General features: G+C 64.6%; 11 protein-coding genes and 2 pseudogenes. 7 read left to right on the forward strand and 6 right to left on the reverse strand.

The window, feature by feature from the left end:
- Positions 1-15: 15 nt before the first annotated feature.
- From ACTGJ9_RS35325 to ggt, 4 genes and pseudogenes are all read right to left on the reverse strand, one after another.
- Positions 16-2,307, reverse strand: a complete 2,292-nt coding sequence (locus tag ACTGJ9_RS35325; RefSeq protein ID WP_456674807.1) for a xanthine dehydrogenase family protein molybdopterin-binding subunit — start codon at positions 2,305-2,307, stop codon at positions 16-18.
- Between the two features lie 2 nt (positions 2,308-2,309).
- Positions 2,310-3,325, reverse strand: a pseudogene (locus ACTGJ9_RS35330) (FAD binding domain-containing protein).
- A gap of 4 nt (positions 3,326-3,329) precedes the next feature.
- On the reverse strand, positions 3,330-3,944 hold the full coding sequence (locus tag ACTGJ9_RS35335) for a (2Fe-2S)-binding protein (RefSeq protein ID WP_456674808.1): 615 nt from the start codon (positions 3,942-3,944) through the stop codon (positions 3,330-3,332).
- A 168-nt stretch (positions 3,945-4,112) separates the two neighbouring features.
- A complete protein-coding gene (gene ggt, locus ACTGJ9_RS35340) occupies positions 4,113-5,699 on the reverse strand; it encodes a gamma-glutamyltransferase (protein ID WP_456674809.1) in 1,587 nt (528 codons plus the stop codon).
- 193 nt (positions 5,700-5,892) lie between these two features.
- Between ggt and trhO the strand changes: the two genes are divergently transcribed.
- Positions 5,893-6,660 carry an oxygen-dependent tRNA uridine(34) hydroxylase TrhO gene (trhO, locus tag ACTGJ9_RS35345; protein WP_456674810.1) on the forward strand — a complete coding sequence of 256 codons (768 nt, stop codon included), beginning with the start codon at positions 5,893-5,895 and terminating at the stop codon, positions 6,658-6,660.
- Positions 6,650-6,868, forward strand: coding sequence for a SlyX family protein (locus ACTGJ9_RS35350; protein ID WP_456674811.1), 219 nt, complete (start codon positions 6,650-6,652; stop codon positions 6,866-6,868). The genes trhO and ACTGJ9_RS35350 overlap by 11 nt, the downstream gene beginning before the upstream one ends.
- A gap of 6 nt (positions 6,869-6,874) precedes the next feature.
- Here the strand turns inward: ACTGJ9_RS35350 and ACTGJ9_RS35355 are convergent, their stop codons facing one another.
- Together ACTGJ9_RS35355 and ACTGJ9_RS35360 are read right to left on the reverse strand one after the other, a co-directional pair.
- Complete coding sequence (locus tag ACTGJ9_RS35355; RefSeq protein ID WP_456674812.1) at positions 6,875-8,776, reverse strand: diguanylate cyclase; 1,902 nt, start codon at positions 8,774-8,776, stop codon at positions 6,875-6,877.
- A gap of 165 nt (positions 8,777-8,941) precedes the next feature.
- Complete coding sequence (locus ACTGJ9_RS35360; RefSeq protein ID WP_456674813.1) at positions 8,942-9,157, reverse strand: hypothetical protein; 216 nt, start codon at positions 9,155-9,157, stop codon at positions 8,942-8,944.
- Positions 9,158-9,268: 111 nt separating this feature from the next.
- On the opposite strand from ACTGJ9_RS35360, the pseudogene hemE reads away from it, so the two are divergent.
- The 5 genes and pseudogenes from hemE to ACTGJ9_RS35385 all read left to right on the forward strand — a co-directional run bounded on the left by hemE (position 9,269) and on the right by ACTGJ9_RS35385 (position 12,996).
- Positions 9,269-10,301 (forward strand): annotated as a pseudogene (hemE, locus tag ACTGJ9_RS35365) (uroporphyrinogen decarboxylase).
- A 188-nt stretch (positions 10,302-10,489) separates the two neighbouring features.
- Complete coding sequence (locus tag ACTGJ9_RS35370; protein WP_456674814.1) at positions 10,490-11,038, forward strand: DUF2867 domain-containing protein; 549 nt, start codon at positions 10,490-10,492, stop codon at positions 11,036-11,038.
- A gap of 176 nt (positions 11,039-11,214) precedes the next feature.
- Positions 11,215-11,712 carry an adenylate/guanylate cyclase domain-containing protein gene (locus tag ACTGJ9_RS35375; protein ID WP_456674815.1) on the forward strand — a complete coding sequence of 166 codons (498 nt, stop codon included), beginning with the start codon at positions 11,215-11,217 and terminating at the stop codon, positions 11,710-11,712.
- Positions 11,696-12,472, forward strand: a complete 777-nt coding sequence (locus tag ACTGJ9_RS35380; RefSeq protein ID WP_456674816.1) for a hypothetical protein — start codon at positions 11,696-11,698, stop codon at positions 12,470-12,472. The genes ACTGJ9_RS35375 and ACTGJ9_RS35380 overlap by 17 nt, the downstream gene beginning before the upstream one ends.
- Positions 12,469-12,996 carry a tetratricopeptide repeat protein gene (locus ACTGJ9_RS35385; protein ID WP_456674817.1) on the forward strand — a complete coding sequence of 176 codons (528 nt, stop codon included), beginning with the start codon at positions 12,469-12,471 and terminating at the stop codon, positions 12,994-12,996. The genes ACTGJ9_RS35380 and ACTGJ9_RS35385 overlap by 4 nt, the downstream gene beginning before the upstream one ends.
- The last annotated feature ends 552 nt before the right edge of the window (positions 12,997-13,548 follow it).

Raw genomic sequence — 13,548 nt, forward strand, 5'->3', positions numbered from 1 at the left:
TGCGGTTTCCACCCCTCAGACCTCGATATTTTCCAGCCGCACCGGCAGCTTGCGGATGCGCTGGCCGGTGGCGTGATAGATCGCGTTACAGATCGCTGCATTGGTGCCGACATTGGCGAGCTCGCCAAGCCCTTTCGCGCCGGCCGGATTGATGTGATCGTCCTGCTCGGACAGCAGGATCACCTCGACCCCGGGCACATCCGCATTCACGGGGACGAGATAGTCGGCGAAATTGTCGTTGACGTAGCGCGCGGTACGCTCGTCGATCTCCGTGGCCTCCAGCAGCGCCGAGGACATGCCCCAGATCAGACCGCCCATCAGCTGGCTGCGCGCCGTCCGCGGATTCATGATGCGGCCGGCTGCGAACGCACCGACCAGCCGGGGCGCGCGGATCTCGTGTGTGAAGCGGTTGATCCTGACCTCGACGAACTCCGCGCCGAAAGCGTAGGCGATCTTGTCCTTCATGGCGGCACCGCCGACGAGGCGCGCGTGGCCGCTATGCATGGCCTTGAAAGAATCCAGCGGCGCGCCATCCGGCTTCCACTCGCCATATTCTTCGACCACGCTGGCACCGAGCGCGTCGAATGCCTTCTCCAGATCAAGCGGTCGGTCACTCTTCGCTGCCTGCGTCGTGGGCGTCTGGCCGATGCCGACCGTTTCCTTAGCCCTGTCCGTGAAACTCTCGTTCGGCATCACCGCCTTGAACAATCTTTGGCGGACCTGGTCACACACCATCATCACGGCCGAGCAGGTGCTCGCCGTCGAGTTCGAGCCGCCCGCTACCGGCGCCGGCGGCAGATCGCTGTCGCCGACAAAGACGGAGACCTTCTCCAAGGGCACGCCGAGCCGCTCCGCGGCAGTCTGGGCGATGATGGTGTAGGCGCCGGTGCCGATCTCGTGGCCGGCGATCTCGACCCGGGTGCGGCCGTCGCGCTGGAGGCGCACGCGCGCCGCCGACGGCGCCATCTGCGTCGGATAGCAGGCGGCGGCGCAGCCATAGCCGATCAGCCAGTCGCCATCGGACATCGATTTGGGCGCCGCTGAGCGCTGCGACCAGCCGAAGGCTTTGGCGGCCTCGTCGAAGCAGGCCATCAGCGATCGCGAGGTATAGGGCTTGCCGCCGATCGGCTCGTTGGTGGTGTCGTTGACGCGGCGGAGCTCGACCGGATCCATGTTGAGCTTGACCGCGAGTTCGTCCATCGCGCTCTCGAGCGCGAACAGATACGGCACCTCCGGCGGCGATCGCATGAATCCGGGCGTGTTGCGGTCGGCGCGCACGATCGACACGAGGCTGTCGACATTGGGGCAGGCATAGAGCCGCGTCGTGGTCTTGGTGCCACCGACGCAATAGGGGTCCGCGCGCGAGGATATTTCTGCACCCTCGTGCCTGAGCGCAACCAGCTTGCCGTCGCGGCTGGCGCCAAGCTTGATCTCGTGGCGAGTCTCGGCGCGATAGGTTGCGATGGTAAAACCCTGGTCACGGGTCGGGACCAGCTTGACCGGCCGGTTCAGCCGCCTGGCAATGGCGGCGATGATCGCGGTGCGCGGCGTCATCGAGCCGCGCGAGCCAAAGCCGCCGCCGACATACGGATTGACCACTCTCACCTTGTCGGCGTCGAGGCCGAGCTGCTCGGCCACGCCGTTCTTGAGGCCGTAGACGTATTGGCTCGGCTCATAGATGACGAGGTTGTCGCCCATCCAGGCGCAGCTGGTCGAAAATAGCTCCATCGGATTGTGATGCTGTGTCGACGTTTCGTAGCCAGCGGTGATCTTCACCTCGGCCCCCTCGAACGTCTTGGCGAAATCGCCGACCTGCGGATCTTCCTTGAATTGCGCGTTCTGGCCTTTCGCGGCGGCTTTCGTGGTCCCCGGCGAGTCGAAGCTCGCAGTTGGAGTGGCCGCTGAGTAGCTCACCTTGACGCGATTGGCGGCCTCGCGCGCAGCCTCGTAGCTCTCTGCAACGACCACGGCGATGATCTCGCCGTCATGCGCAACGTCGGCCGATTTCAACGGCTGAATTGTGGTCCCGGCATAGCCGCCATTGCTGAAGAGCTTTGACTCCTTCAGCTTCGGCGCATTCTCGTGCGTGACAATGTCGATCACGCCACGGACACGCCTGGCGTCGCCGAGATGAAAGCTATCGATGCGGCCCCTGGCAATCGCGCTGGTGACCAGGAACGCATAGGCCGGATTGTCGAGCGGCATATCGGATCCGTAGGTCGCCCGCCCCGTGACTTTTGCCGTTGCATCATAGCGCGGCACGGGCTGGCCCATATTCGCTTTGGGCTCGGGAGCAGCAGCGGTCATGGTCAGATCTCCATCGTTACGGCCTGCTGGAGCGCGTGCGCCACCACGCGCTTGCCGAGCGCGATCTTGAAGCTGTTGTGCTGACGGCCCCTGGCGTCGGCGAATGCGGCCTCCGCGGCGCGCTGCGCCAGACCGTCATCGAACTTCTGGCCCTTGAGCAGCGCCTCCGTCTCGCGCGCGCGCCATGGCACCGTGGCGACACCACCCAACGCGATACGCGCATCCCTTATCGTGCCGTCCTGTACATCGAGCGCGACGGCCGCCGACGAAAGCGCGAATTCATAGGACTGTCGGTCGCGGGCCTTCAGGTAGACGGAGCGCGGCCAGCGGCCGGGAATGACAAAGGCGGAAATCAGCTCGCCCGGTTGGAGCGTGGTCTCGATCTCGGGTGTATTGCCGGGGGCCTTGTGCAGCTCCGCAAAAGGCATGCTGCGGGTGCCGGAGCTGCCGGTGACCTCGACCGTGGCATCCAGCGCGATCAGTGCCTGGGCGAAATCACCGGGATAGGTCGCGATGCACCGCTCGGAGGTGCCAAGCACGGCATGCATGCGATTGACGCCATCCATCGCGGCACAACCGGAGCCCGGATTGCGCTTGTTGCAATTCTCGTAGGAAACGTCACGGAAATAGCTGCAACGCGTCCGCTGCATCACATTGCCGCCGAGCGTCGCCATATTGCGCAGCTGCGCGCTGGCGGCGAGCTTCAGGAATCCGCGACGACCGGATAGTTGCGGTGGATGCCGTCATGCGCGGCGACATCGGACATTTTTGCGAGCGCACCGAGCCGCAGGTTCTCACTTCCGAGCTCGACCGTCGACCAGCCCTGTGCGAGCGGGTTGATGTCGACGATCGCGGCGGGCCGCATCACGTCGAGCTTCATCAAATCGATCAGCGTGGTGCCGCCGGCGAGTGGCTGTGCCGTGGCCTGGGTCAGGGGATTGTTGGCTGCCGCGCCGGCGCTCAGCGCCCGCACGGCCATGCCCGGGTCTGTTGCCCTCTGATATGAAAACGGTCGCATGCGCCTAGCCTTTCATGATTTCCGGCGCGGCCTGCTTCACGGCGGCAACAATGTTGGGATAGGCAGCGCAGCGACAGATGTTGCCGCTCATGTATTCGCGGATGTCGGCATCGGAACCGGCATGCCCCTCCTTCACGCAGGCAATCGCCGACATGATCTGGCCGGGCGTGCAATAGCCGCACTGAAAGGCATCGTTGTCGACGAAGGCCTGCTGCATCGGATGCAGGCGGTCGTTGGTCGCGAGTCCTTCGATGGTCGTGATCTCCTGCCCTTCGGCCGCGAGCGCAAGCGTCAGGCACGACACGACGCGCCGATCGCCGATCAGCACCGTGCAGGCGCCGCACTGGCCGTGATCGCAGCCCTTCTTGCTGCCGGTCAGCTTGAGATGCTCGCGCAGGGCATCCAGCACCGTGGTGCGTGCGTCGAGGCTGAGGCGCTTGTCCTGGCCATTCACCCGCAGCGTGACATCGACGGGAAGCGCCGGATCCTGCGCCACGGGCGCTCGTGCATCCTGCGCGGCCGCGCGCGCTACCAGCGGAACAAGCGCGCTGCCGGCAGCACCCGCCATGAAAGCGCGCCGGTCAGATCCGGATGGTCCGGAACCTGAATGATCGGACATGGGCGACCTCCGCCGCATCGAAAGGAAGGCAGCGCACGCCTGCACCGCTCATCGCCCCTTAACTTGGAGGAATGAGCTCAGTTCCGAATAAGAAAAGGGCGGCCCAGCCTGCGCCGCGCCGCCCTTCGTCAACTTTTCCTGATCCTGTGCGCGGAACCTCGCGAAGGCTCAATAGCCCAACGCGCAGCCGTCCTTGCGCGGATCAGAACCGCCGGTGAGCGTGCCCTTGTCCCAATCGATCCAGATCGCCTGGGCGCCGCCGAGCGGGCCGACCACGCTGGTGGTCTTGTGGCCGAGCTTCTTGAGGCCTTCGACGATATCAGGCGGCACGCTGTCCTCGAGCTGATACTGGCCCTCATAGTGCAGGCCGCGCGGCATATCGATGGCCTCCTGCACGTCGCAACCATAATCGAGGATGTTGGTCACCACATGGGTCTGGCCGACCGGCTGATACTGACCGCCCATCACCGCGAACGGCATCACCGAGCGGCCGCCCTTGGTGAGCAGGCTCGGCATGATCGTGTGCAGCGGACGCTTGCCGCCGGCGATGCAGTTGGGGTGGCCGGGCTGGATGCGGAAACCGCCGGCGCGGTTCTGGAACAGCACGCCGGTCTTGTCCGAGACGATCGCCGAGCCGAAGGAATGCGCGATCGAGTTGATGAACGAGCAGACGTTGCGGTCCTTGTCCACGACCGTGATGTAAATGGTCGAGGGATTCATCGGCGGTGCGACGTTCGGCAGGTCGAGCATGCCGTCCATGCGGATCTTCGCGATGTGCTCGTCGCAGAACTCCTTGGCAAGGATCTTCGACACTTCGACCTGCATATGGTCGGGATCGGCGACATGCAGCTCGCGATGCATATAGGCGATGCGCGCAGCTTCCGCCTCGAGGTGGAAGCGCTCGATGCTGAGCGGTGCATACTTGGTCAGATCGAACCGCGACAGGATGTTCAGCATCAGCAGCGCGGTGAGGCCTGGGCCGTTCGGCGGGCACTGCCAGACGTCGTAGCCCTTGTACGTGGTGCCGATCGGTGTCGTTGTCTCGGTGGTGTGCGCGGCGAAATCGTCGAGCGTATGCAGGCCGCCGATCGAGCGCAGAGTCTCGACCATGTCCTCCGCGATCGGGCCCTTGTAGAAGGCGTCGCGGCCGTCCTTGGCGATCGCTCGCAGCGTCTTGCCGAGCTCGGCCTGACGGATGACGTCCCCGGCGATCGGCGGCTTGCCGCCCGGCAACAGGTAACGCACGGTGTTGGTGCCACCCTTTAGCTTTTCGAACTGGTTTTTCCAGTCGAACGCGATGCGAGGTGCTACGACATAGCCCTCCTCCGCCGCCTTGATCGCGGGCTGCAGCAGACGGTCGAAACCGAACTTGCCATGGTCGCGCAGCACGGTCGCAAACGCATCGATCACGCCGGGGATCGAGACCGCATGCGCCGAGGTCAGCGGCACGAAATTGATCTTGCGCTCGAGATACCAGTCGGCGTCGGCGGCCTTCGGCGCGCGGCCGGAGCCATTGTAGGCGATGATCTTGCCCTCGCCGCGCGGCTGGATCAGGGCAAAGCAGTCGCCGCCGATGCCGGTCGATTGCGGCTCGATCACGCCGAGCAATGCCGAGCCCGCCACCGCCGCGTCCACTGCCGTGCCGCCCTCGCGCAGCACCTCGATCGCGGCCAGCGAGGCCTGCGGATGCGACGTCGCCACCATCGCATTGGTGGCGTGGACCGTAGACCTGCCGGGGAAATGGAAGTTTCTCATCGAATTCTTGCTCTCTTGGACGTGTAGACCAACTCTCTGGGCGCGGCGCGCCATCTCGGAAAATCCGGGCCTTCATGACACATTCAGGCCGGGCTGGGCAATGCTGGCATACCAGGGAAATGGCTGCCATTCCCTCGGAATAGAGCTATCGGTTGCGGGTTTTCTGGGCGGCGGGCGCCTGCTAAACGGGCGCATGATTTACAAGGTCTGCGCCTTCTACCAATTCGCCGCCCTGCCCGATTACCGCGAGCTGCGCGAGCCGCTGCGCGCGCTCTGTGCCAGCCTGTCCCTGAAGGGCAGCGTGCTGCTGGCGCAGGAGGGCATCAACGGCACGATCGCGGGCGCACCTGCGGCGATCGATGCCTTCGCGCACGAGCTCGCGCACGGGGCGATGTTCGGTGGGCGGCTGAACAATCTCGAACTGAAATGCTCGACCGCGGAAGCGATGCCGTTCGGCCGGCTCAAGGTGCGGCTGAAGAGGGAGATCGTCACGCTTGGCGATGCGGCCGCCGATCCGACCCGGCAGGTCGGCACCTATGTCGAGGCCGCCGAATGGAACGCGCTGATCGCCTCGCCCGACACGCTGGTGCTCGACACCCGCAACGCCTTCGAGGTGGCGATGGGCACGTTCGAGGGCGCGGTCGACCCTGACATCAAGAGCTTTGGCCAGTTCAAGGATTTCGCCGCCGAGAAGCTCGATCCTTCAAAGCACCGGCGGATCGCGATGTTCTGCACCGGCGGCATCCGTTGCGAGAAGGCGAGCGCGCATCTGCTGGCGCGCGGCTTTGCCGAAGTTTACCACCTCAAGGGCGGCATTCTGAAGTATCTGGAACAGGTGCCGGAGGCGCAGAGCCGCTGGCGCGGCGAATGTTTTGTGTTCGACGAGCGCGTGGCGCTTGGTCACGGATTGCGCGAACGGGGCCTGCGCGAACGAGAATCGGGGCACGCAAGTGACGAATGAGATCAAGACGCTCGCCGAGCGCATCGACACGCTGGAGATGCGTCTCGCCTATCAGGACGACACCATCGAGACGCTGAACCAGACCATCACCGCACAATGGAAGCAGATCGACGTGCTGACGCGACAGCTCGCGCAGCTCAACGAACGATTGCAGGAGGCCGAGGCAAGTGCGCCGGGGCCCGCCAACGAGCCTCCGCCGCATTATTGAGCCCTTTTATTGACCAGAGGCTTTCAGCAGATTCATGACCTCGCCTGACATCATCAGGCGATCGCGGCCGGCGTCCTTGGCGGCGTAGAGCGCACGGTCGGCGGCCTCCACCAACGATCCCGTACCCGCAGTGCGCTCCAGGGCCGGCCGGCAGGCCGCACCACCGACCGATACGGTGACGCATGGCGCGATCGGATTGGAAGCATGAACCAGACCCGCATCGTGGACGGCGCCGCGGATCCGCTCGCCGATCCGAGCACAGCCGGCGGCATCGGTATTCGGCAGCAGCATGGCGAATTCCTCGCCGCCGTAGCGGGCCGCGAGATCGCCGACCCGCTGCATCTCGGCCGCGATGATCTTTGCAACCACGCGCAAGCAGGCGTCGCCGGCGGGATGGCCATATTCGTCGTTGTAGGACTTGAAGTGATCGACGTCGATCATCAGCAAGCCAAGGCTGGAGCGGTCGCGATAGGCGCGCGCCCATTCCTCCTTGAGCCGCTCGTCGAAACGGCGGCGGTTGGCAAGCCCGGTGAGGCTGTCCTCGATCGCGAGCGTCTCGAGCCGGGTCTCCAGCTTCTTCTGCTCGGTGATGTCGCGCGAGATCGCGACCACGCCGTCGACATTGCCGTTATCCTTGCGCGTCACGCGCATGGTCGATTCCAGCCAGACCTCGGACTTCTGCCGGTGCACGTTGCGGTAGGTGAGCCGCGCTTCGTCCGTGTCGCCGCGCTTCATGGCGTCGACGATGGCCTGCACATGCGGCCGGTCCTCCGGATGGATTCCAGCGAGCGCGTCGGTGCCGATCAGCTGATTGGGGCGCCAGCCAACCACGCGGTTGGACGACGGCGAGACATAGCGCAGCCGCTCGTCGAGCCCGATGCGGGTGACCATGTCGCTGGAGCCTTCCGCCAGCAGGCGGAAATGCGCCTCCTTCTCGATCAGGGCCGCGGCCATGCGCTGGCCGCGCTGCAACTGCCGCACCAGCAGCGCGCCGATCACCGCGATCAGCATCACCAGCGCGACCACGTAGAGCATGCGGGAGATCGCAGCAGCCCGCCACGGCATCAGCAGTTCGTCCTTGTCGACGGTGGCGAGCAGCACTAGCGGATAGCGGGCGCTGCGCTTGAAGAAGCTGACGCGCTCGGCGCTGTCCAGCGGCGACTTGAAATGGTGGGCGCCGCTCGGCTGTTGCAGGTTGGCATCGCGGAACAGCGCCGTGTCGGCGACGCTGCGGCCGACGAACTTCTCGTTGCTCGGGTTGCGCGCGATGATCCTGCCGTCGCCGTACATCAGCGTTACGGAGCTGTTGCGGCCGATCTCGAACTGCTCGTAGAAATGCGACAGGTATCCGGAGCCGATGGCCGCGAGCACCACGCCGCCGAAGCTGCCGTCCGGCTTGTTGAAGCGACGCGACAGGGTGACGACCCATTCGCCGTCGAGGAGGCTCTTCACGGGGCGGCCGATATAGGCCTCGCGCTTGGGCGAGAGCTGGTGGTGGCGGAAGAACGTGTCGTCGCTGAGCGTCGAGGCGATCGTGCCGGGCGAGGTCAACCAGTTGCCCTGGTCGTCGATGATGGCGAGGCTGTGGACGCGCTCCATCGCCTTCTTGCGGGCCTCCAGCAGGTTGCGCAGCTTCGCGATCGTGGCGGGATCGGCGCCATCCATCTCAAGCCGGCTGACGACGCCGACGACGCCGGAATCGAGCAGATCAAGGCTGTCCTCGGCATGCTGCGTCAACGAGCGGGCGACGTTCGCCATCTCGGTTTCGGCGCCCTTGAGCACCGCGTCCCGCGCGGCCCATTCACGCCAGCCGCTGACGCCGAGGATTGCAACGCAGGTAAGCACGACGAATGCCGCCGCGCGCAACGGCAGGCGGCTCCATCCGGCTCTCTGTGGGGCGACGTTCATGCGGAAGAAATCTCCAATAGCTGGAAACTCTGCCGCTTCTCTTATTGAACCCTGAAGCGCTTGCCGGAATTCGCATTCATCTACGGGTTTTCCCGTACTCCTACGGATCGGGGCTTCCGCAGATCACTAACAAGGCCTTATCGAGCCTATCGGAAACCGGCGGCCCTAGCTGAAGATCGACTTAACCTTGTCCCAGAGCGAGGGATTGTCGGCATCCGCATCGGCCTTCGACGGCGTCGGCTGCGTGACGCTCACGGGATCGGAGGCGGGGAAGGTATCTTCCAGCCCGGTATCGAGCTTGGCGTGGCGGTCGGCCGCGAGCGCCTCGTGCGGATTGTCGGCGTGCTTGTCATGCGGCGCGGGATTGAATGTTTGAGCCATGGAATTCCTCCTCCATTGCCGGGTCAACGCGGCGCAATTGCGCTGGTTCCCCTGTTCCGCTCGGGCCTCGCCCGGTGTATCAGGAACCCCAACTCTGCGTCAGGAACGTTCGTGCCCCAGTCTGCGACAAAGCCCTTCATCGACGTGCTCTCCGGCCAGCGGCAAGCCGTCCCGCCCATGTGGATGATGCGGCAGGCCGGCCGCTATCTGCCGGAGTACCGCGAGGTGCGCGCCAAGGCGGGCGGCTTCCTCGATCTCTGCTTCAATCCGGAGCTGGCGGCCGAAGTCACGCTGCAACCGATCCGCCGGTTCGGCTTCGATGCCGCGATCATCTTCTCCGACATTCTGGTGATCCCCTACGCGCTCGGCCGCTCGGTGCGCTTCGAGATTGGCGAAGGCCCGCGGCTCGAGCCGCTGGATGATCCGGCGAAGGTCGGAACGCTCGCCACGCAGGCCGATTTCGGCAAGCTCGAGCCGGTGTTCGAGGCGCTCAGGATCGTGCGCGGGGCGCTCGAGGCAGAGATCGCGCTGATCGGCTTCTGCGGCGCCCTTGGACGGTCGCGACCTATATGGTCGCGGGGCGCGGCACGCCCGACCAGGCGCCGGCGCGGATGATGGCCTACCGGCATCCGGACGCCTTTGCGAAAATCATCGACGTGCTGGTCGAGAACTCGATCCACTATCTGCTGGCGCAACTCGAAGCCGGCGCCAACGCCCTGCAGATTTTCGACACCTGGGCCGGCGTGCTGCCGCCTGCCGAGTTCGTGCGCTGGTCGGTCGAGCCGACGCGTCGCATCGTCGAAGGCGTGCGCGCAAAAGTGCCGGATGCCAGGATCATCGGCTTCCCCGCGGGGCCGGCGCGCAATTGCCCGGCTATGTCGAGGCGACCGGCGTCAACGCGGTCAGCATCGACTGGACTGCCGAACCCGCCTTCATCCGCGAGCGGGTGCAGAGCCGCGTCGCCGTGCAGGGCAATCTCGATCCGCTGGTGCTGATCACGGGCGGCACAGCGCTCGACTGCGCGGTCGACAATGTGATGGCGAATTTTGCGCAAGGCCGCTTCATCTTCAATCTCGGCCACGGCATCCAGCCGGAGACGCCGATCGCCCATGTCGAGCAGATGCTGAAGCGGGTGCGCCGGTGAAAAAATTCCGCCCTCTCGGAGGGCGGAAACAAGACCCTTTAAAACAACCCCATGCACAGTACAAATCCTTGACGAATTCTGCCTGGCGCAACCACAGGCCTTGCGGCTGCGAGGTTTGACACGTCGGGCAAAACAGGCGCACGATGGCATCATCCCGCCTACCTCCCCGGCATCCGGTACCAGATCGCATGACCAAAGCGCGCGCCGTGCCGATGCCGAGCAACAGCGTGCTCGCGCCGCTCTACGCAGGCGCGGACCTTTTGGATGCGTTTGCAATTCAACTGCCGGCCGGGGCCAGCGATGAGGTAGAGGTGCTGGCACGCGCCGCGCTCGAGCGACAGGCGTGGTGGATTCGTGCGCTCACGCGTATCCGCGATGTGGTGATGGCGACAGTCGCCGTCAAATCGTCGCGCGCCGTCGGTCTTGCCGCAGCGGCGCGTGGGCCGGTTATCGGCTTCTTCCCGGTGCTGTCAAAGAGCGCGACGGAGCTGGTACTGGGCGCGGATGACCGGCATCTCGATTTCCGCGTCAGCATCCAACTTCGCGCCGATGCAGCAAATGGGCGCGAGCTGGTCGCGGGGACCGTCGTGCATTGCCACAACCGACTTGGGCGTATCTATCTCAGCACGATAGCACCGTTTCATCGCGTGATTGTGCCGGCCAGTTTAGAACAAGCGGCAAGAGCAATAATATCCCAGTCGAACAGCCCACGCGCTCCAAATTGGCGAATAACCTGAACACCGCCAAGGCGCTCGGCCTCACCGTTCCGCCTTCCCTCCTGGCGACCGCCGACGAGGTGATTGGGTGAGCGCTCCCTTCCGCTTCCGACCCAACCTGGAAGTCGGCCCTAGCTGAGCGGCCCGCTGATGTGCTTTGATGCGCAGCACTGAAATTGCGACCATGGGGCATTTCCTTGACCTTCGAGCGCGTAGACCGGCGCCTGGCAGCGGTCCTGGCGGCTGATGTTGCCGGATATAGCCGTCTTATGGGGGCCGACGAGGAAGGCACGCTGGCACGGCTGAAGGCGATCAGAAGGGGTCTTGTCGATCCCACCATCGCCACGCATCGTGGCCGCATCGTCAAGACGACCGGCGACGGCATGCTCGTGGAGTTCGCCAGCGCCGTGGATGCAGCGCGAAGCGCGGTCGAGATCCAGCGCAATATGGCGGCGAAAAACGCCGATGTTTCAGAGGGCGTCCGGATCGAGTTCCGCATCGGCATCCATGTCGGTGACATCATTGTCGATGAGAACGACATTTTCGGCGATGGCGTCAACATCGCCGCTCGACTCGAGGGGGATTGCCGAGCCCGGAGGCGTTTGCGTCTCCGACGACGCCCATCGGCAAATTCGCGGCAAGGTCGATATCGTTTTCGACGATATGGGACCGCAGGCCTTGAAGAACATCGCTGAACCGATGCGCGCGTGGCGTTGCAGGATTGATGAGAACGCACCTTCGGCGGAGCCGGCAAAGCCGCTCGTCGAGATTGCCCAGCCTCCGACCACCGGCAAGCCGTCCATCGCCGTGCTGCCTTTCACCTGTCTTTCCGACGAGCGCGAGTTCAAGTTTCTGACGGAGGCGATGACCGAGGATCTGATCACGATGCTGGCACGGATTCCCGGCTTTATCGTCATAGCCCGGCAATCCGCCTTTGCTTACCAGGGCCGCTCGGTGGACAGCCGCCAGATCGGGCGCGAGCTTGCTGTTCGCTACATCGTCGAGGACAGTTTGAGGCCCGTCGGCCGGCAACTTCGTGTCGGCACGCAGTTGATCGAGGCGGCCACCGGCGCACAGCTATGGGCCGACCGGTTCGACGGTCAAGCCAAAGACGTCCTTGAACTGCAGGATCAAATCGCCCGCGCGATCGCCAGCCGGATCGAGCCGGAGCTGGTTCGTGCCGAAGTCGCCTTGATCAGGCGTCGCCGCGACGCCAACCCGAACGCCTGGTCCTGCTTCCGCGAAGGAGCCGGGATGATCAGCCTCAAAGGCTGGAGCGAAGAAACCCTGAGCCAGGCGACCGCGCTGTTGCGTCAAGCGGCCGTTGTGGATCCCGGCTTTGCGCTCGCGCGGGCTCAGCTCGCGCTTTTTTGTCGTTGGGCGCGCGGCTTGGCCTGGCCGGGGACGCAGCAGCGGCCGTCACGGAAGCGCGCACAGAAGCCGAACGGGCGGTGACAATCGAGCACGATGCTTCCGAGGTCCTCGGCTATGCCGGGTGCGCGCTGGCCGAACTGGGCGATTTGGACAGAGGCACCGAGCTGCTGGAGCGGGCGATCGAGAACGATCCCAGCAATGCACAAGCATGGGTCGCGCTCGGAACTGCGCAATGTTTTGCCGAAAAGATGGATGTCACGGGACTCGAGAAACTGCAGCACGGGATGCGGCTCAGCCCGCGGGATCATCGGCTGGGCTTCTGGGGTACATTCTACGCACTGGCTCTGGCGAGGCAACGTCGGATGACAGAGGCCCACGAGGAAGTCCGGGCAGCCTGTCGCCGCGATCCACAGTTCTATGTCGCTCGTGTCGTCCTGGCGGTCATTGCGGCAGGACTCAGCAAGAAGGAAGAAGCGGTTGCGGCGCTAAACGAAGCACGACGCTTGCGCCCACGGCTGTCGCTCGACGAGATCGAGTTTCTGGTGGGACGTCGCGCAGCGCTTCTCGCTCCTCTCTGGAGTGAGATTTCCAGATCCTCGGAGTAACCGCCACTATTCCGGTGCAAGCATCGCATGCTTAAACCTGTCTCTTGACCTGTCCTTTCCCCATATGCGGGTCAGCTTGCTGGAGACCGGGCGGTTCATCACGGTTTTCCCGTCCTCTGCACTGAAATTTCTCACCAGGGGGCAGCACTCAAGGTCTTGCCCGTTGAACTGCCGGCGGCACGTCGACCGAGCGGGATGGTCACCGTCAGGGATCGCGCCGTCAGCCCGGTTGTGCAGCTTGTCCTGGACAGCGCCCGTAAGCTCGCAAGGCCAATAGCGAAATGAAAGCGACAAACCGGATGTCTGATTGTGTGAAGGTTTTCGGATGCCGGCCCCATGACGGTGTTGCCGCGCACACGAGGGCCGGCGTCCGAAAGCCTCCAAGGGAGGAAACCGCGGGTGAGGCATGTGGGTGGCGCGGCGTGGGCTATGGGGATTTGCGTGCCGCGGATGATGTGTTTGATTGGAATTGAGCCGGTTCGGCGAGCTGGCCGAGGGCGGAGCAGCTCATGAATGAGGGGCCTGCCGCGTTGAACGGGGTGGATTGGCGGA

Source organism: Bradyrhizobium sp. RDM12 (assembly GCF_051917485.1).
Classification (GTDB): Bacteria; Pseudomonadota; Alphaproteobacteria; order Rhizobiales; family Xanthobacteraceae; genus Bradyrhizobium.

Coding starts and splice junctions, on each gene's coding strand:
- ACTGJ9_RS35325 (WP_456674807.1), bottom strand. CDS start 2,307: ATGACCGCTGCTGCTCCCGAGCCCAAAGCGAATATGGGCCAGCCCGTG.
- ACTGJ9_RS35335 (WP_456674808.1), bottom strand. CDS start 3,944: ATGTCCGATCATTCAGGTTCCGGACCATCCGGATCTGACCGGCGCGCT.
- ggt (WP_456674809.1), bottom strand. CDS start 5,699: ATGAGAAACTTCCATTTCCCCGGCAGGTCTACGGTCCACGCCACCAAT.
- trhO (WP_456674810.1), top strand. CDS start 5,893: ATGATTTACAAGGTCTGCGCCTTCTACCAATTCGCCGCCCTGCCCGAT.
- ACTGJ9_RS35355 (WP_456674812.1), bottom strand. CDS start 8,776: ATGAACGTCGCCCCACAGAGAGCCGGATGGAGCCGCCTGCCGTTGCGC.
- ACTGJ9_RS35360 (WP_456674813.1), bottom strand. CDS start 9,157: ATGGCTCAAACATTCAATCCCGCGCCGCATGACAAGCACGCCGACAAT.
- ACTGJ9_RS35370 (WP_456674814.1), top strand. CDS start 10,490: ATGACCAAAGCGCGCGCCGTGCCGATGCCGAGCAACAGCGTGCTCGCG.